A 16,172-nucleotide genomic window follows, 5' to 3' on the forward strand; every position below is an offset into this window, starting at 1 on the left:
CGGCTGATCGCAGGCTCACCCCCGTGAGCCTGCATCGGCACTGACCGCTTCACCCCCACTCAAGCCTGTAACGGCCGCGCTTCGCACGCGCCGTCGGGATTTGTCACGCCTGAAGTTTTTCCGGAGAGTCGTCATGGCTACTGCAGATCTGAAGTCGTTGTTGCCACGGGAGCTACTGGCGTCCGTGGTGGTTTTTCTGGTGGCCCTGCCGTTGTGCATGGGAATCGCCATCGCGTCGGGCCTGCCACCGGCAAAGGGCCTGATCACCGGGATCATCGGTGGCATCGTGGTCGGCTGGCTAGCGGGCTCGCCTTTGCAGGTCAGCGGTCCGGCCGCTGGGCTGGCGGTCCTGGTGTTCGAGTTGGTGCGTGAACACGGCATGGCCATGCTTGGGCCGATACTGGTGCTGGCTGGCCTGCTGCAGCTGGTCGCTGGACGACTCAAACTCGGTTGCTGGTTCCGGGTGACCGCCCCGGCTGTGGTCTATGGGATGCTGGCCGGTATCGGCGTGCTGATCGTACTTTCCCAGGTGCATGTCATGTTCGACAGTGGCCCGAAACCCTCTGGGCTGGACAACCTGATTGCCTTTCCCGAGACCTTGTTCGGTGCCATCGGGCCAGGCAGCGGTATGCAGGCGGGCCTGCTGGGGCTGGGCACCATTGCCGTGATGTGGTTGTGGGAAAAGGCTCGCCCTTCGTCGCTGCGCTTCGTTCCCGGCGCGCTGCTGGGCGTGGGTATCGCGACAGCGATCAGCTTGCTCATGAACTTAGACGTCAATCGTGTGGAAGTCCCGGCCAACCTCGCTGAAGCCATCGATTGGCTGAGCCCGGGGGATCTGCTCAACCTCGCCAACCCCGCCGTACTGATTGCCGCGATTGCCGTGGCGTTCATCGCCAGTGCGGAAACACTGCTGTCGGCAGCCGCCGTGGACCGAATGCATAACGGCCCGCGCTCGGATTTCGACAAAGAGCTCAGCGCTCAGGGCATTGGCAACATGCTCTGCGGTCTGGTCGGCGCATTGCCCATGACCGGGGTGATCGTCCGCAGCTCGGCCAACGTCCAGGCGGGGGCCAGAACGCGCATGTCCACGATCTTTCACGGCCTCTGGTTGCTGGCGTTCGTCATGTTGCTTTCGAGCGTGTTGCAAAGCATCCCGGTGGCAAGCCTGGCCGGTGTGCTGGTGTTCACGGGCTTCAAGCTGGTCGATCTCAAGGCGCTACGCGGACTGGGTCGGTATGGCCGGATGCCAATGTTCATCTACGCCGCCACGGCCAGTTCGATCATCCTCACTGAACTGCTCACCGGGGTACTGATCGGGTTCGGTCTGACCCTGGTCAAGCTGGCACTGAACGCATCGCGCCTGAAGATCAATCTGGTCGACCTAGAGGCCGAGGGAGAAATGGAACTGCGCTTGAATGGCGCTGCGACCTTCCTCAAGGTGCCCGCACTGACGCAGGCTCTGGGCAGCGTCCCACCGGGCACCACATTGCATGTCCCGCTGGGCAACCTTCGCTACATCGACCACTCTTGCCTCGAACTGCTGGAAGAGTGGGGACGGGCCAATGCGGCTCAAGGCTCGCGCCTGCTGCTGGAACAACGTCTGTTGAAGCGCCGTGTCGAAGGACGCATCCGTACCTCGATCGGCGGCGCAGCGATGCATTGAAGCGTGGCTGCCGGAGAGGTGTGGGGTGAGGCGACCGTCCTGGACGCCTCACCCCACCGCCGATCAGGCCGGACGGAGGATCAGAGCCTTGCCAGCTCCGGCAGATCTCCGGCCAGCCCGAGGGCCTGCCTGACGAACAATGCCTTGGCTTCGGTCGACCGGTTGACCATTTTCAAACCGGTGTTGCGCAACCAGCGAAGCGGCAGTGGATCGGCCTGGAATAAACGCTCGAACCCCTCCATGGCCGCCATCAGCGCCAGGTTATGGGGCATGCGACGACGCTCGTAACGGCTCAGTACTTTAACGTCGGCCAATCGTTCGCCCCGCTCCGCTGCCGACTGCAGCACTTCGGCCAGCACTGCAGCGTCGAGAAAACCGAGGTTCACGCCCTGCCCCGCCAGCGGATGAATGGTGTGGGCGGCGTCACCGATCAGCGCCAGCCCCTCGGCTACATAGCGTTTGGCGTGTCGCTGACGCAGCGGTACGCACAGGCGCGGATCCACTGCGAGGACCTTGCCGAGGCGGCCTTCGAAAGCGTTCTGAAGCTCATGACAGAAGGCTTGCTCTCCTAGCTTCATGAGGCGCTCTGACTCATCCGGCGTCACGGACCAGACAATGGAGCACCAGTGCTCTGCGCCGCGGGCAAGGGGCAGGAAGGCGAGCGGGCCTTCGTCCGTGAACCGTTGCCACGCCGTCTGGTGATGGGTTTCGGCCGTCTGCACGCTGGTCACAATGGCATGGTGCATGTAGTCCCATTCCCGCGTGGCGGTGCCGGTCATGCGGCGTACCGTCGAGTTCGCTCCATCAGCGGCCACCACCAGTGGGGCACGCAGTTTGCGACCATCGGAGAGCGTCAGCAGCCAGTCATCTGCGGAGTGGCGCATCTGCTCCAGCCGCGCATTGGCCAGCAACCCGATATCGGTGTCGTGCAAGCGCTCTATCAAAGCATCTTGGACGACCTGGTTTTCCACGATGTGGCCCAGCACATCGGCATGCACGCTGGCGGCTGAAAAATGCACGTTGCCGGTGCCGCTGCCGTCCCAAACGTGCATCTCGCCATAAGGACTGACCCGCCGCGAGGCGATACCTTCCCAGACGTTCAGGCGCGTAAGAATTCGCTGACTGGCCGCCGACAAGGCACTGACGCGCGGCTCGAAGGGTGCTGAATGATCGAACGGTTTGACGCTTAACGGGCTGCCGTCAACCACCAAAATATTCAGACCACTGTTTTGCAACGCCAGCGCCAACGCGCTACCGACCATTCCGGCCCCGACAATCAGCAGATCTGCGCGCGTTTCCATGCTTTATATCGTTCTCGCCTGTGGCATCGGCCACGAATGAATGGAGGGGTTAAACATCGGTTCGCGTTCCCAGCCCCATGGCTTGACGCGCAAACCAGCTCTTGGCCGAAGGCAGAAGGTCGAGCCCCAGCAGGCCAAGGTTACGCCCGGCGGCGATCATGGGTTCGCGGCTGCCGAACAAGCGCGTGACCTGATCGGAGAACCCGACCGTCACCTTCTGGTCCCGGTACTGGCGATCGCGGTAGGTCTGCAGGGTTGCCAGGTCTCCGGGGGAGGCATGGCTGGTCAGCAATGCGTGCGCCAGCGCCGCGGCATCCCGCAGCGACAGGTTAAAGCCTTGCCCCGCGATCGGATGCAGGCTGTGGGCAGCGTTGCCCAGCACCACCAGGTTCGAGCGTACCTGCTCTTCGGCCTCAATCAGTGCCAGCGGATAACTATGGCGTGCACCGACCTGCTGCAATGCGCCCAGGCGGTAACCGAATACGCTCTGCAATTCGGCAAGAAAGCTGCGGTCATCCAGGGCCATCAAGCGTTTTACGTCTTCGCCTGTGCGCGTCCAGACCAGCGCACAGCGGTTTTCCGGCAGCGGCAATAACGCCATCGGGCCGTTATCGGTAAAACGCTCGAAGGCTTGGCCCCCATGGGCCTCGCCGGGCGTAATGTTGGCGATCAGCGCGCACTGGTCATAAGGCACGGTGCGAACACCAATGCCCAATTGTTCGCGCAGGGACGAGCGGCCGCCATCGGCGAGGACCGCCAGGTTGCAATCGATTTCGCTCTCGTCGCTCAGGGTCAGGCGATAGCCGTTCGACAGCGCTTCCATGGCCTTGACTTCGGCGGGCACGCGCCAGCTGATGACGTCCCTGTCCAGCCCCTGCCACAGGCATTGCCCGAGCCAGGCGTTCTCGACCACGTAGCCTAGGGCGGGCACCCCTTCCTGCATGGAGGACAGGCGCGTCGCACCGAAACGGCCCTGGTCCGACACATGAATCTGCAGAATCGGTTCGGCGCGACGGGCGACCTGCTGCCAGAGGCCCAGGCGCTCGTAGATCTGACGCGCACCGAACGACAGCGCGGACGACCGCGCGTCGTAGCTTGGCTGCCAGGCATCGCCGGGGGCGAAGGGTTCGATCAGGACGATCTTCCAGCCGCGCGCCTTGGCCCCGGATTGGAGGGCCATGGCGAGGCTGGCACCCACCAGCCCTCCGCCGACGATGGCCAGGTCAAAACGGCTCATGCAACCTCGCTTCGCGCAGCGGCCATCAATGCCTCGATGTCGGCCACAGACTTGGGTACGTCGCCGGTCAGAATTTCACACCCTTTTTTGGTTACCACGACATCGTCCTCGATTCGCACACCGATCCCGCGCCATTTCTTCGCGACGTTCTGGTTGTCCGGCGCCACGTAAATGCCCGGTTCGACGGTCAGAGCCATGCCGGCCTCCAACACTCGCCACTCACCGCCGACCTTGTATTCGCCGACGTCATGGACATCCATGCCCAGCCAATGCCCGGCGCGGTGCATGTAGAAAGCTTTGTACGCTTCACTGGCAATCAGTTCATCCACATCGCCTTGAAGCAGACCCAGCTCGACCAGCCCCGCCGTGATCACCCGCACGGTGGCCTCGTGGGCCTGGTTCCAGTGATTGCCCGGCTTGATCTCGGCAAACGCGGCCTCCTGAGACTTGAGCACCAACTCGTAGATCGCCTTCTGCTCCGGCGAGAACCGGCCGTTGACCGGGAAGGTGCGAGTGATGTCGCTGGCGTAGCAGTCGATCTCACAACCGGCATCGATCAGCACCAAGTCGCCCTCCTTCAACGCGGCGTCATTCTCCTGGTAATGAAGGATGCAGGCATTGCGGCCGGAGGCGACGATGGAACCATAGGCTGGCATCTTCGCCCCGCCTTTGCGGAACTCGTAATCCAGCTCGGCCTCCAGGCTGTATTCATGAAGACCTGCCCGGCTCGCCTGCATCGCCCGGACATGAGCACGGGCGGAAATACGCGCCGCTTCTCGCATCACTTTCACTTCCGCCGCCGATTTATACAGGCGCATGTCGTGCAGAAGGTGATCCAACGCAACGAATTCCTTCGGTGGCTGCGCGCCCAGATGGGCCTTGGAGCGAATCACGTTGATCCACTCCATGACATGGCGATCGAACTCGGGATTGTTGCCCATCGACGAATACACCCGATCCCGACCTTCGATCAGGCCCGGCAGGATGTCGTCGATGTCGGTGATCGGGAACGCATCGTCCGCGCCGTAATCCTGCACCGCCCCGTCTTGCCCGGCGCGCAAGCCATCCCACAACTCGCGTTCGGCATTGCGCTCTCGGCAAAACAGCACGTACTCGCCATACTCCCGACCAGGAATCAGTACGATCACCGCTTCTGGCTCGGGGAAACCACTCAGGTAATAAAAGTCACTGTCCTGGCGGTAAACATGTTCGACATCACGATTGCGGATGGCCACGGCCGCCGCAGGCAAGATGGCAATGCTGTTGGGCTCCATCTGCTCCATCAAGGCTTTGCGGCGACGGCCGTATTCGGCTTTCGGGATACGGATCATGGGCAAATACGGTCCTCCTGAAGGCGTACGGTCGGCGGTTATCGCACCGTTGACGATCGGATAGCCGGGGGTGGGGAATCAGTGCAGCGAAGGCTTCGCTTGCGGCTCGACTTTCTTGTTGAATTCGGTGAACAGCAGCAGAGGCGCAACGCGCATGTATTCCATGACTTCCATGTAGTCGTTCTCGGCATCTTCGGACTCTTCCAAGGCGTCCTGAATCTGCGCGATGGCCGCCAAATCCTGCAACACGCCCTGGGCGTCTTCGCTCATGCTCTGACCGCCGATCCTCGCGAAACCATGAAGAAAACCCTGGCACCACTGGCCAAGGGCCGCAGCGCGAGTGGCCAGCGGTTCGTCGTCATCCGGAAGCAGCAGCACGACGGCCATTTCGTCGCTGGTCAGTTCACCTTTGACCATCTCCTGCAAGCCAATCAGCGCTTGACGGACATTGGCCTGTGGCTCGGTTTGCAGCAGCTCTTGCGCGTCGTCGAACCAGCCATCGGCGTCAAAGCCGGCGCCTGCGCAACTGCGGCCCAGCAACAGGCCGTGCAATTCGGCGGGAGAAACGGGATGACCTGCGCCGCTGAGCAGGGCGGCGAAGGCGTTGTAAGGGGAATTCGGATTAGGCATGGGCAACTAGGCGCCAAGCGGCGCAATGTCTAGAATGAAGGGCTTGTATCGTAGCACCGGCAGACGCGCGCAAGCTATCCAGGCGACAGTGAAGGCAGTTCCTGAGGCCAGCTCCTGCACCACTCATCAGAAAACTATCAGTGGAAAACGATGGAAGACAACGACCTGCAAGCGCTGATGGCCCGACTGGAGTTATTGATCGGCCGTGTCGAGCAACTAAAAAGCCAAAACGGACTCCTATTAGCTCAGGAAAAAAGCTGGCGCGAGGAACGCGCTCACCTCATTGAAAAGAACGAAATCGCCCGGCAGAAGGTCGAGTCGATGATTTCGCGCCTCAAGGCCCTGGAGCAAGACTCATGAGTAACGGCAACAGCATCACTGTGCAGATCCTCGACAAAGAGTATTCGATCATCTGCCCTCAGGAAGAGCGCACCAACCTCGTCAGCGCCGCACGCTACCTCGATGGCAAGATGCGGGAGATCCGCAGCAGCGGCAAAGTCATCGGTGCCGACCGCATCGCCGTAATGGCAGCCTTGAACATCACTCACGACCTGCTGCACAAACAGGAACGTCCCGAATCGTCGACCAGCGGCGCAACCCGCGAGCAGGTACGCGACCTGCTGGACCGCGTAGATCTGGCCCTTGCCACGGATTCGGATAAAGCACAAGGCTGATTGTTCGGACATCATTCGGTATACTGACGCCCGCTCCCTGGAGTGCTTGCCAGTCGGTCATGTCCCTGAGCCGATACGCACAACCACGGGGGTTGCACGTTGGGGCTGGTGTGCATGTCCGCTCGACGGAAAGCCTTAAAGCCTCCTGCAATCTCCACCTTGAACTTTCGGGTTCAAGGGCTACACCGACAGCGGTTCGTCGGGGAGCCCCGAATTCCAACCCGCGCCAGGCCACCTGCCTGGCAGTAGGATCGTGAGTCTCTGACGCGCGGTCCTCACGCTCTCACGGACCCGCCGCATGACCTCCTCTGGCGCCGCTTCCCTGACCGACTCCGCCCTGCTTTCCCGCCCCCAGTTACGTCGCCTCCTGCGCAAAACTCGTCGCTCGCTCAGCCGCGCTGCGCAGCGAAAGGCAGCCGAGGGTTTGTATCGGCAACTGGCGCAGAATCCGCTTTTCCGTCGTGCCCGACATGTTTCTCTGTACCTTCCGATGGACGGTGAAATCGATCCGCGCCTCTTGATGCGGGAGGCGCAACGGCGTGGCAAGAAAACGTACCTGCCCGTTCTGAGCCCTTGGCCGCGCACGCGCATGGTCTTTCAGCGAATTCGGCCGGGCGACCGTCTCAAACCCAACCGTTTCCGCATTCCCGAACCCCACATCAACCTGCGTCAACAGCGCAGAATCTGGGCGCTGGACTTGATCCTGATGCCGCTGGTGGGCTTCGACGATCAGGGCGGGCGCCTTGGGATGGGCGGCGGCTTCTATGACCGGAGCCTGGCCTACCGTGCACGAAGGGGCGCCTGGCAGAAGCCCGTCTTGCTGGGACTGGCTCATGAGTGTCAGAGAGTGGAAAAACTGGCTATAGCCAGTTGGGATGTGCCGTTGCAAGGAACGGTGTCGGACAAGCGCTGGTATATCGCGTAATCGGGATCAATGCCCGATTCTGTTCCACCGGCTCAGCACGGTGGTGCGCTTGCGTCAGAGCGGCGGAGGCGAATTGTCCATCCCAGCGTTGCTGCAGTGACCCGCTCCATTGCCGAGCGGGCTCACTTCCATAGCCCAATGCGCAGTCTGCGTTCGGTTAACGATGAACGGGTTGCTGTTGCTGCTGAGTGACCTCAACCGGTGCATCGGTTTTAGACGCCCACAAACTTTGCGCGTAACCGGTAGTGACGATACCCAAGCCGAACAAAATGACCAAAATCCATAGTAAATCCGGCTTGCGTTGCATTGATCGCCCCCCTTTGGCAAATCAAAATCCTGACGTCCACGGCATGTTTTGTGAGGCCGCGTAACGGTGTAGCGCTGAAAATGGCGGCATTCTGCGGTAACGTGATCCAACACGCAAATGCTGGCGTCAACCGACTGTCGGTTTGTCATAAAAGCGTCGGACAACCTGTCCAGACCACCCTCCGGAGCCCTAGAAAATGGCCTATTGGCTGATGAAATCCGAGCCCGACGAGTTGTCGATCACTGACTTGCAAACTCTCGGCCAAGCTCGCTGGGACGGTGTGCGTAATTATCAGGCGCGCAACTTTTTAAGAGCGATGGCGCCGGGTGACGCGTTCTTTTTCTATCACTCCAGTTGCCCTGAGCCAGGCATCGCGGGCATTGGAAAAATCATCCGGCCTGCGTACCCGGACCCCACTGCCCTGGACAAAGGCAGTCACTACTTCGATAGCAAAGCCAGCGCGGAAAAGAACCCATGGAGCGCCATCGATGTTGGCTTCATGGAAGCCTTTCCCAAGGTGCTTGGCTTGGGCTATCTCAAACAGCAGGCTGCACTGGAGCAACTGCCTCTCGTACAAAAAGGCAGCCGCCTCTCGGTCATGCCGGTAACGCCCGATCAATGGGCAGCGGTGCTGGCACTGCGCTAATTCCGCCCTGTAGGCGCGGCAGCGATTTCAAATACGCCACCGTCGGCAAGCCGTAATGCTACAGAGAGGCAATGCCACTCACTGCGCAATAAAGTTGTTGAACAGCAAATCATCTACCACAGGCTTGCCGGTCTCTTGGCTCAGCACCTGCTGAGTCTGCTTCAACGCCTCCTGACGCAGTTTCTCTTTGGCGTCCACGTTGCTCATGCTGTCGACGGTTTGCTGGGTGAACAAGGCGACCAACTGGTTGCGAATCAGCGGCTCATTGGCCTTGACCAGCTTCTGCGCTTCAGCGCCCGTGACACGCAGGGCCACGTCGGCCTTGTAGACGTGCAGTTTCGGCCCACCGTCAAGCGCGTAGTTACCTACGAATGGCGGGGTCAGGGCCACGTACGAAACCTTGTTCGGGTCGTCCTTCTCGCCCCCGCCCTCTTCGGCCATGGCCACCACGGGCATCGACAACGCCAGCACCATCAGAATCCACGCTTTCACAGTCCACTCCTCATTCGGTTCGCGCCATAGCTTACTTCAGCTTATGCACGCCTATCAGGCCGGGGCATGCTCGTTGACCCCTAAACCTCTCTACCTACACTTATCGGCCATCACTGGAAAAGGAATAGCCCTCGATGAAAGCCGTGCTCTGTAAAGCCTTTGGCCCTCCGCAAACGCTGGTGCTCGACGACGTTCCGCCGCCCGAGCCGAAGAAAAACGAAATCCTGCTGACGGTGCACGCCGCCGGGGTCAATTTTCCTGACACGCTGATCATCGAGGGCAAATACCAATTCAAACCACCCTTTCCCTTTTCGCCTGGCGGAGAAGCCTCGGGGGTGGTCGCGGCGGTGGGGGAGAAAGTCAGCCACCTGAAGGTTGGCGACCGCGTCATGGCGTTAACCGGCTGGGGCAGCTTTGCGGAGCAGATTGCCGTTGCCGGTTACAACGTCCTACCCATTCCAGAGGCGATGGACTTCACCACCGCCGCCGCATTCAGCATGACCTACGGCACCTCCATGCACGCCCTCAAACAGCGCGCCCACCTGCAACCGGGTGAAACCCTGCTCGTCCTCGGCGCCTCAGGCGGCGTAGGCCTGGCGGCGGTCGAAATCGGCAAAGCCATGGGCGCCCGCGTCATCGCCGCCGCCAGCAGCGCCGATAAACTCGACGTGGCCAAAAACGCAGGCGCCGACGAACTCATCAACTACAGCGAAACCAGCCTCAAGGACGAACTCAAACGCCTCACCAACGGCAACGGCGTCGACGTCATCTACGACCCTGTCGGCGGCGACCTTTTCGACCAGGCCGTCCGCGCCGTCGCGTGGAACGGCCGTCTCCTCGTCGTCGGCTTCGCCAGCGGCCGCATTCCAGAATTGCCCGTGAACATCGCCCTGTTGAAAGGCGCTTCAGTGGTCGGCGTGTTCTGGGGATCGTTCGCTCAGCGGCAACCGCAGGACAATGCGGCGAACTTTCAGCAGTTGTTCAAGTGGTTTGGCGAGGGGAAGTTGAAGCCTCTGGTGTCGAAGGTTTATCCGCTTGAGCAGGCTGGGGAGGCGATTGATTCGTTGGGGCAAAGGAAGGCGGTTGGGAAGGTGGTGATTCAAGTCGCGTGACAAAAAACGTATTACGAGCCCGCTGCAATGGCGGGCTTTTTGGCCTGTTGCGCCAAATCAATGCGCATCGAAAGGTAATTAATAGCGTTGCATTTACAGAAGATGAAAACGGAACTGACCAACAGGGAAATATTTACGAATGGGACTTTCGTCACAGCACTTTTGAGAAATACAGCAAGCGAGGAATACACCTCGGAGAGTATGATCCTACCACCGGAGTCCAAACGAAAAGCGCTAACCCTGCTAGGAAAATTTCATGAAACATTACGTAACAGGCTATAAGCCTAATGAAGACGATCAAGCATTCAAAGTTAGAATCCCTCTATCGCTACCTGAACTGAGGGAGATCATGCGCTGGACAGATGACGGCGACTGCGTATTCGACAATGAGATGAGCGAATTGCATAGACAAAAAATTGAGGATACATGCAGCATTGACCTTCCAAAAAACCTGGATCTTTTTCTAACCACCGAATCAAGTTGAGCAACCAAAAGCTGAAGCAAACCATGCACAATGAATCAATCGAAGATATGACAGAAGCTGAATTTTTAGACTTGGTCATCAAAATCTGCAATGTAGATTACAAAACAGAGCACCAACATACCCAAGCTGTTATGCGTTTTGAGCGACTCAGCGAACACCCTGATGGCTCAGATCTGATTTATTACTCAAACCCCTCGGCAGACAGCACCCCCGAGGGTATTGTCAGCACAATCAAACGTTGGAGAGCCGAAAACGGCAAAGCCGGATTCAAATCATGAAACACTGCATGACCGGCTACAAACCTAGCAATGACGAACTGGTGTTCAAGACGCCACTTGAGCTACCCACTTTGAGAGAAATCATGCAATGGACGGACGATGGGGATTGCTTTTTTGATCACGACTTAACTCAACTTCAAATTGAAAAATAGAAAAAGCAAGCGAGATGAAATTCTCCTCAGATTTAAAGCTTGTCTCAACCACTGAGTCAGACTGAGTTCCATGAAAGCAAAAACATGAAAGACCGAAAAATAGAAGACATCACAGAGGCCGATTTTCTCGCCTTTGTTAAAAAAATATGCAAAGCAGCATATCGAACAAAACGTCAGCACGGAGAAGCTATTTACCAGTTGAATCAAATGTGCGAACACCCGTATGGCTCTGATCTAATATATTATCCGAAACCATCATCCGACAACTCACCCGAAGGCATCGTTAAAGAAGTTAAGGAATGGCGCGCCGCTAACGGTAAGCCGAGTTTCAAATCAGAAAATTAACAGCACCCAAATAGAATTGGGTACTGACAAAAAAAAAGGATTTTTAGAATGTCTAGCTATATCGCTTTACTACAACAGCAGCCTCGACGCATTCAGGAAGAAATTGCTGGGCACATTGGTTCAACAGCAGGCATGTCAGAAGTACAGGCTGCTACACGCTATAGGGATGTTGCCGTGTGGCTTAGGTCTGTAAAACTTGCGGCCTTGCCTCCGGGGTTTTCCCCGCCAGCAGGGCATTTGACGGCGCAAGAATTTAATGGCACAGGCACTCCCGTCGGGATAGCACCAGAGCTTGCAGAAATCATGAACCAATTCATCGCCTATGAAAGTGCCTGGCATCTCGAGAACTTTATTCACCAACTCTCGGTACTCATCGGCCAGCTACACGAGACTGCTCGCCGGGAAGCCCAGCGCCAGGCTGAACAAGCGGCTCGCCAACTGGCACAACGCCAAGCTGAAGAGGCTGCGCGGCAGCTTGCTCAACGGCAGGCGGAAGAGGCTGCGCGCGCATATGCTCAACAGCAGGCAGAACAGGCGGCACGAGAATTGGCACAGCGGCAGGCGGAGGAAGCCGCGCAACTCGCGGCCCAACTGCTAGCGGAGCAACAAGCTCGTGAAGCCGCACAAGCGTTAGCCGAACAGAAGGCGCAAGAAGCGACAATACAGGAAGCGCGCATTGCATTGGAGTTGTCCACTCCCGTAGCGGCGCAACCCGCTGCGGTACCTGCGAATGGTGAGCAGGGCTGGAATGAAAGCGTTCCGACAGATAGCGCGGCGAACAGAATCGTATTCATCCCCGGCCCAGCAGCCATGGCAGAAATCGACCGAGCCACTCTGGCGCTCAAGCACAGCGTTGATGCGGCGGTGACTCAATACGCGTCCGTTATCGCGCCGTATTTGAACGCGCCACAAACTTTCGACGCTACCGCACACTGACCTTAAGCTAAAGTGACGAAATCAGGGGGGACGCAGGTCCAGAATCTGCGTCCCCCTGAATCGCTTCCCGCCGAGACTCACATTCGAGCCCGAATCACCTTCGGTAACACATCCAGATATTTGAGCGCTGGATTCTCCAGGCACTGGCTCAATAGCCCCGGCATCGCATTTACGAACTGATCGGAGATTTCCTGCTCAGCCGAAAACGGCAATTTCTCGTTGTGCGCCTTGCGCACCAGCAGTTGCCGGGCGTGCGAAACGTAGGAATCGGGACCGCGAGCTCCTCGGACACAATCGGTCCAAGCAGCTGTTCAGCTGTATTCGTACATCAGCCTTACCACTCGGCAATGCCTGCACACGTACTTGTAAAAGACAAGATCCTCGTTCGGTACGTAACTACGGAATTCCGCAATCCAGTGTTCTCTGTGATCCTCCTGGCCCTCTAGAAATGCCTCGAACGTATCAGCGGTTGCTCCCTGAATATCCTGTGCAGAAGCATCGCCATGAAACTCGCATGCGTCACCACAGTGATGCAGCCACACTTTCTCCTGCCAGGAGCTATAGCTTGGCGTTCGCTCATTCACCTCCTTAACTACGGATTTAGGGATGCCCACTTCGATCAATGAATCAACATCATTGAACGTCCCCTCAAACTTGGTGGCCGCCGAACCATCCGCGATGCACCACGGGCAGAACATGAGCTCGGCATCGCACTTGGCGTAAATACCACCCCGGTATATGTAGCCTCGAGCACGCTTACAGCAATCGCACACCTCATCGCCAACGTCTATCGCCCCAGTCGCAATCGGATCCGGGTGGTAGCAAAACACTGGAAATACTTCTTTCATGACCCTCCTCTCCTTTCCCACGAAATCACCATTCGCAACCTTTTCTCCAGCCGCTCCTGATCGAATAGGAATTGCACCGACTCACCGATTACCGCTGGCATGTCCCCGGTCACCTCCCAAGGCTTGAGGCGCCAGCGTTTGACGGCCGCGACCACGGCGTTTGCGGTTTTCGGGTCCGTACGTTCGATGACCCGGATATCACTCACCGAACCATGTGATGGACGTCGTAATGCACCAAAGCACTGGAAAACAGCTTGCCGCCGCGCAAGGCGGAGGGATAAACGGGAGATACGTACTGATCGAATTGAGGTCGTTCCGTTGTGCCGCTCGACGTCTCGATGAGCAACAGCGCACAGCACCCCAGAATGGCTGACAGCCTCCATCGCGGTTTCACCTTCACCTCGTCTCTGAGCGCCATGCGGCGAATGACGGCGATGTTAGAGCGTGAACGGTGTGCCAGTAAGGTTATCGATTCTGATTCTCAAGTAGGACGCTGCTGAACGCCGCAAGCCGCCGCATACCATCTCGTCATGTTCGCAATCCAACACGCCAATCTGCCGAAATTTCGGAACTTTTGCCGATGGGAAGCCTTCCTATTTTCTGTAATGAAAATGTAATATTCGATTTCGCATAACAATACGAACAATCTGGAGTGTGTCGATGTTTGCCTTTTTCCGACCAGCCGCGCATCAGGCTCGCATGCCTGCCGAGCGTGTCGACCCTACGTATCGCCGTCTGCGCTGGCAGATTTTTGCAGGCATCTTCTTCGGTTACGCGGGCTACTACCTGCTGCGCAAGAACTTTTCCCTAGCCATGCCGTACCTGATCGACGAAGGCTACACCCGAGGTGAGCTCGGGGTGGCGATCTCGGCCATCGCGATTGCCTATGGTTTGTCGAAGTTCTTGATGGGGCTGGTGTCTGATCGCTCCAACCCCCGTTACTTCTTGCCGTTTGGCCTGCTGATTTCGGCGCTGGTAATGTTCGTGTTCGGCTTTGCGCCTTGGGCAACGTCGAGCGTGACGATCATGTTCATTCTGCTGTTCATCAACGGCTGGGCACAGGGCATGGGCTGGCCACCGAGCGGGCGGACCATGGTGCACTGGTGGTCACAGAAAGAGCGCGGCGGCGTGGTGTCGGTATGGAACGTGGCCCACAACGTGGGTGGCGGCTTGATCGGTCCGCTGTTCTTGCTGGGTCTGGGCTGGACGAATGACTGGCACGCGGCGTTCTACGTACCGGCGGCAGTGGCGCTGTTCGTGGCATTGTTCGCGTTTGCCACGATGCGCGACACCCCACAGTCGGTGGGTCTGCCACCGGTCGAGGAGTACAAGAACGATTACCCGGAAGGCTATAACGCCAGCCATGAAGAGGAATTCAGCGCCAAGGAAATCTTCGTCAAATACGTGCTGCGCAACAAAATGCTGTGGTACATCGCCCTCGCCAACGTATTTGTCTACCTGCTGCGCTACGGCGTACTGGACTGGGCGCCGACCTACCTCAAGGAAGCCAAACACTTCAATGTCGACAAGACCTCCTGGGCATACTTCTTTTACGAGTGGGCAGGTATTCCGGGCACGCTGCTGTGCGGCTGGATGTCGGACAAAATTTTCCGTGGCAACCGTGGGTTGACCGGTATCGTGTTCATGCTGCTGGTGACTGTAGCGACGCTGGTGTACTGGCTCAATCCGCCGGGTAACCCGACAATCGACATGATTGCACTGGTTTCCATCGGCTTCCTGATCTACGGCCCGGTCATGCTGGTTGGCTTGCAAGCGCTGGAACTGGCACCGAAAAAGGCAGCGGGCACTGCGGCAGGTTTTACGGGGCTGTTCGGCTACTTGGGCGGCTCAGTCGCGGCGAGTGCGCTCATGGGCTATACCGTCGATCATTTCGGCTGGAATGGCGGGTTCATCATGCTGGTCGGCGCTTGCGTGCTGTCGATCGTTTTCCTGGCACCTACGCTGCGGCATACGCGGGTGGCGAGCCAGTCGCGAGAAGCAAACGCGTAACGTGAGGGAGAACACGCGTAGCCGTCTAGGCAGACCGCTACGCGTTACGTTTTCGGCCATGTGGCCGGATCAAACCGCCAACAACACCGGCCTGCAACGTTTGAAGCGCTTCTCCAGGCTGACATCCGGCATGGCGTGATTACGCAGTGCATGGATGGTCTGTTCGACGTACTCCCACGTCGTGCCGTATCTCCCGCTGGCGCTGGCCAGAACTTGAGTCAGCACACTGTCCGGCAGATTACCGGCGTAGCTGGGCAAATGCCTTTCCAACACAAAGCCCAGCGCCTGAACCTTGGTGCCATCCTCCAGTCGGCAACTCAGCCAATGAGGGCGGTAAGACGGATATGGCATTTCTCGCTGCCACAGCGCCAGCAGCGATTCTTCGATGTTCTCTTCCGGCAGGCGATAGGCAAAGCCACTGCAAGAGCCCCCGCGATCAAGGCCAAAAACCAGTCCCGGCTGCTCGGGCGTGCCGCGATGCTCGTGCGACCAAAGGTAAAGACCGCGATGATAGCCGTGCACTCGCCCCCGCTGACGCTCCACCGCGGAGCACTCGGGGCGCCAGATCAATGATCCGTAGGCGAATAGCCAGACCGGCCCTCCCTCGTGCCTGGACAGCGTGGCGTGCATTGAAGCGAGGAGCTGTTCGTGGGTGAGTTTGGGCCCGAGGTCGATAACAGGCGGGTAGGACAATCCGAGGCCATCATGGACGGCCTCTACCAGGCTATTGATTCGATTCACCATCTGGCTCCCCCGCTGGCCTGCTGATGGCCAGCGTCAGCGCTGAACTCTGTAAAGCAG

At 58.6% G+C, this 16,172-nt stretch carries 21 protein-coding genes and 1 other RNA gene; 14 read left to right on the plus strand and 8 right to left on the minus strand.

Going from position 1 to position 16,172, the window contains the following annotated elements; all coding sequences use genetic code 11:
* The first annotated feature begins 133 nt into the window (after positions 1 to 133).
* Positions 134 to 1,663, plus strand: coding sequence for a SulP family inorganic anion transporter (locus tag N5D61_RS05745; protein ID WP_279891344.1), 1,530 nt, complete (start codon positions 134 to 136; stop codon positions 1,661 to 1,663).
* 80 nt (positions 1,664 to 1,743) lie between these two features.
* Here N5D61_RS05745 and N5D61_RS05750 read toward each other — a convergent pair whose 3' ends face one another.
* The 4 genes from N5D61_RS05750 to N5D61_RS05765 form a co-directional block, all read right to left on the minus strand.
* Entirely contained in the window at positions 1,744 to 2,964 is a 1,221-nt protein-coding gene (locus tag N5D61_RS05750) for a 2-octaprenyl-3-methyl-6-methoxy-1,4-benzoquinol hydroxylase (RefSeq protein ID WP_279891346.1), read from the minus strand.
* A gap of 49 nt (positions 2,965 to 3,013) precedes the next feature.
* The gene (ubiH, locus tag N5D61_RS05755) at positions 3,014 to 4,201 is read right to left on the minus strand and encodes a 2-octaprenyl-6-methoxyphenyl hydroxylase (RefSeq protein WP_279891347.1); all 1,188 of its coding nucleotides are present in this window, start codon (positions 4,199 to 4,201) and stop codon (positions 3,014 to 3,016) included.
* Positions 4,198 to 5,532, minus strand: a complete 1,335-nt coding sequence (pepP, locus tag N5D61_RS05760) for a Xaa-Pro aminopeptidase (RefSeq protein ID WP_279891349.1) — start codon at positions 5,530 to 5,532, stop codon at positions 4,198 to 4,200. Before pepP ends, ubiH begins: the two co-directional genes overlap by 4 nt.
* 78 nt (positions 5,533 to 5,610) lie before the next feature.
* Positions 5,611 to 6,162, minus strand: coding sequence for a YecA family protein (locus tag N5D61_RS05765; protein ID WP_108236113.1), 552 nt, complete (start codon positions 6,160 to 6,162; stop codon positions 5,611 to 5,613).
* Between the two features lie 150 nt (positions 6,163 to 6,312).
* On the opposite strand from N5D61_RS05765, the gene N5D61_RS05770 reads away from it, so the two are divergent.
* From N5D61_RS05770 to N5D61_RS05785, 4 genes are all read left to right on the plus strand, one after another.
* Positions 6,313 to 6,522: a TIGR02449 family protein gene (locus tag N5D61_RS05770; protein ID WP_279891351.1), complete on the plus strand. Its 210-nt coding sequence runs from the start codon at positions 6,313 to 6,315 to the stop codon at positions 6,520 to 6,522.
* Entirely contained in the window at positions 6,519 to 6,836 is a 318-nt protein-coding gene (locus N5D61_RS05775; RefSeq protein WP_279891353.1) for a cell division protein ZapA, read from the plus strand. The genes N5D61_RS05770 and N5D61_RS05775 overlap by 4 nt, the downstream gene beginning before the upstream one ends.
* A gap of 31 nt (positions 6,837 to 6,867) precedes the next feature.
* Positions 6,868 to 7,046: non-coding RNA, 6S RNA (gene ssrS / locus N5D61_RS05780), on the plus strand.
* Between the two features lie 112 nt (positions 7,047 to 7,158).
* Complete coding sequence (locus tag N5D61_RS05785; RefSeq protein ID WP_279891612.1) at positions 7,159 to 7,761, plus strand: 5-formyltetrahydrofolate cyclo-ligase; 603 nt, start codon at positions 7,159 to 7,161, stop codon at positions 7,759 to 7,761.
* A gap of 157 nt (positions 7,762 to 7,918) precedes the next feature.
* Here N5D61_RS05785 and N5D61_RS05790 read toward each other — a convergent pair whose 3' ends face one another.
* Positions 7,919 to 8,068: a hypothetical protein gene (locus tag N5D61_RS05790; protein WP_108236116.1), complete on the minus strand. Its 150-nt coding sequence runs from the start codon at positions 8,066 to 8,068 to the stop codon at positions 7,919 to 7,921.
* A 196-nt stretch (positions 8,069 to 8,264) separates the two neighbouring features.
* Here N5D61_RS05790 and N5D61_RS05795 point away from each other — a divergent pair, with 196 nt between their 5' ends.
* Positions 8,265 to 8,714: an EVE domain-containing protein gene (locus N5D61_RS05795; protein WP_279891354.1), complete on the plus strand. Its 450-nt coding sequence runs from the start codon at positions 8,265 to 8,267 to the stop codon at positions 8,712 to 8,714.
* A 78-nt stretch (positions 8,715 to 8,792) separates the two neighbouring features.
* Here N5D61_RS05795 and N5D61_RS05800 read toward each other — a convergent pair whose 3' ends face one another.
* Positions 8,793 to 9,206, minus strand: a complete 414-nt coding sequence (locus N5D61_RS05800) for a flagellar basal body-associated protein FliL (protein ID WP_108236118.1) — start codon at positions 9,204 to 9,206, stop codon at positions 8,793 to 8,795.
* Between the two features lie 134 nt (positions 9,207 to 9,340).
* Here N5D61_RS05800 and N5D61_RS05805 point away from each other — a divergent pair, with 134 nt between their 5' ends.
* The 7 genes from N5D61_RS05805 to N5D61_RS05835 all read left to right on the plus strand — a co-directional run bounded on the left by N5D61_RS05805 (position 9,341) and on the right by N5D61_RS05835 (position 12,513).
* Complete coding sequence (locus N5D61_RS05805; RefSeq protein WP_279891357.1) at positions 9,341 to 10,318, plus strand: NADPH:quinone oxidoreductase family protein; 978 nt, start codon at positions 9,341 to 9,343, stop codon at positions 10,316 to 10,318.
* Complete coding sequence (locus N5D61_RS05810; RefSeq protein ID WP_279891359.1) at positions 10,315 to 10,578, plus strand: colicin E3/pyocin S6 family cytotoxin; 264 nt, start codon at positions 10,315 to 10,317, stop codon at positions 10,576 to 10,578. The genes N5D61_RS05805 and N5D61_RS05810 overlap by 4 nt, the downstream gene beginning before the upstream one ends.
* Positions 10,575 to 10,802 carry a hypothetical protein gene (locus N5D61_RS05815; RefSeq protein WP_279891361.1) on the plus strand — a complete coding sequence of 76 codons (228 nt, stop codon included), beginning with the start codon at positions 10,575 to 10,577 and terminating at the stop codon, positions 10,800 to 10,802. Before N5D61_RS05810 ends, N5D61_RS05815 begins: the two co-directional genes overlap by 4 nt.
* Complete coding sequence (locus N5D61_RS05820) at positions 10,799 to 11,080, plus strand: bacteriocin immunity protein (protein WP_347881575.1); 282 nt, start codon at positions 10,799 to 10,801, stop codon at positions 11,078 to 11,080. Before N5D61_RS05815 ends, N5D61_RS05820 begins: the two co-directional genes overlap by 4 nt.
* Before the next feature lie 8 nt (positions 11,081 to 11,088).
* Entirely contained in the window at positions 11,089 to 11,232 is a 144-nt protein-coding gene (locus tag N5D61_RS05825) for a hypothetical protein (RefSeq protein ID WP_279891363.1), read from the plus strand.
* 84 nt (positions 11,233 to 11,316) lie between these two features.
* Entirely contained in the window at positions 11,317 to 11,577 is a 261-nt protein-coding gene (locus N5D61_RS05830) for a bacteriocin immunity protein (RefSeq protein WP_279891365.1), read from the plus strand.
* A 48-nt stretch (positions 11,578 to 11,625) separates the two neighbouring features.
* Positions 11,626 to 12,513 carry a hypothetical protein gene (locus N5D61_RS05835; protein WP_108236122.1) on the plus strand — a complete coding sequence of 296 codons (888 nt, stop codon included), beginning with the start codon at positions 11,626 to 11,628 and terminating at the stop codon, positions 12,511 to 12,513.
* Positions 12,514 to 12,824: 311 nt separating this feature from the next.
* Here N5D61_RS05835 and N5D61_RS05840 read toward each other — a convergent pair whose 3' ends face one another.
* Entirely contained in the window at positions 12,825 to 13,361 is a 537-nt protein-coding gene (locus N5D61_RS05840; RefSeq protein ID WP_108236123.1) for a CbrC family protein, read from the minus strand.
* Positions 13,362 to 14,021: 660 nt separating this feature from the next.
* On the opposite strand from N5D61_RS05840, the gene glpT reads away from it, so the two are divergent.
* Complete coding sequence (glpT, locus tag N5D61_RS05845) at positions 14,022 to 15,371, plus strand: glycerol-3-phosphate transporter (protein ID WP_279891367.1); 1,350 nt, start codon at positions 14,022 to 14,024, stop codon at positions 15,369 to 15,371.
* Positions 15,372 to 15,440: 69 nt separating this feature from the next.
* On the opposite strand, the gene N5D61_RS05850 is transcribed toward glpT, so the two are convergent.
* Positions 15,441 to 16,115 (minus strand): gamma-glutamylcyclotransferase, encoded by a 675-nt coding sequence (locus tag N5D61_RS05850; RefSeq protein WP_108236125.1) that lies wholly within the window; start codon positions 16,113 to 16,115, stop codon positions 15,441 to 15,443.
* Positions 16,116 to 16,172 lie beyond the last annotated feature (57 nt).

This window comes from Pseudomonas sp. GD03842 (assembly GCF_029841165.1).
Taxonomy (GTDB): domain Bacteria; phylum Pseudomonadota; class Gammaproteobacteria; order Pseudomonadales; family Pseudomonadaceae; genus Aquipseudomonas.

Bases quoted from the DNA above. Each gene is read 5' to 3' on its own strand.
- N5D61_RS05745 (WP_279891344.1), top strand. From the start codon at position 134: ATGGCTACTGCAGATCTGAAGTCGTTGTTGCCACGGGAGCTACTGGCG.
- N5D61_RS05750 (WP_279891346.1), bottom strand. From the start codon at position 2,964: ATGGAAACGCGCGCAGATCTGCTGATTGTCGGGGCCGGAATGGTCGGT.
- ubiH (WP_279891347.1), bottom strand. From the start codon at position 4,201: ATGAGCCGTTTTGACCTGGCCATCGTCGGCGGAGGGCTGGTGGGTGCC.
- pepP (WP_279891349.1), bottom strand. From the start codon at position 5,532: ATGATCCGTATCCCGAAAGCCGAATACGGCCGTCGCCGCAAAGCCTTG.
- N5D61_RS05765 (WP_108236113.1), bottom strand. From the start codon at position 6,162: ATGCCTAATCCGAATTCCCCTTACAACGCCTTCGCCGCCCTGCTCAGC.
- N5D61_RS05770 (WP_279891351.1), top strand. From the start codon at position 6,313: ATGGAAGACAACGACCTGCAAGCGCTGATGGCCCGACTGGAGTTATTG.
- N5D61_RS05775 (WP_279891353.1), top strand. From the start codon at position 6,519: ATGAGTAACGGCAACAGCATCACTGTGCAGATCCTCGACAAAGAGTAT.
- N5D61_RS05790 (WP_108236116.1), bottom strand. From the start codon at position 8,068: ATGCAACGCAAGCCGGATTTACTATGGATTTTGGTCATTTTGTTCGGC.
- N5D61_RS05795 (WP_279891354.1), top strand. From the start codon at position 8,265: ATGGCCTATTGGCTGATGAAATCCGAGCCCGACGAGTTGTCGATCACT.
- N5D61_RS05805 (WP_279891357.1), top strand. From the start codon at position 9,341: ATGAAAGCCGTGCTCTGTAAAGCCTTTGGCCCTCCGCAAACGCTGGTG.
- N5D61_RS05815 (WP_279891361.1), top strand. From the start codon at position 10,575: ATGAAACATTACGTAACAGGCTATAAGCCTAATGAAGACGATCAAGCA.
- N5D61_RS05825 (WP_279891363.1), top strand. From the start codon at position 11,089: ATGACCGGCTACAAACCTAGCAATGACGAACTGGTGTTCAAGACGCCA.
- N5D61_RS05830 (WP_279891365.1), top strand. From the start codon at position 11,317: ATGAAAGACCGAAAAATAGAAGACATCACAGAGGCCGATTTTCTCGCC.
- N5D61_RS05835 (WP_108236122.1), top strand. From the start codon at position 11,626: ATGTCTAGCTATATCGCTTTACTACAACAGCAGCCTCGACGCATTCAG.
- N5D61_RS05840 (WP_108236123.1), bottom strand. From the start codon at position 13,361: ATGAAAGAAGTATTTCCAGTGTTTTGCTACCACCCGGATCCGATTGCG.
- glpT (WP_279891367.1), top strand. From the start codon at position 14,022: ATGTTTGCCTTTTTCCGACCAGCCGCGCATCAGGCTCGCATGCCTGCC.
- N5D61_RS05850 (WP_108236125.1), bottom strand. From the start codon at position 16,115: ATGGTGAATCGAATCAATAGCCTGGTAGAGGCCGTCCATGATGGCCTC.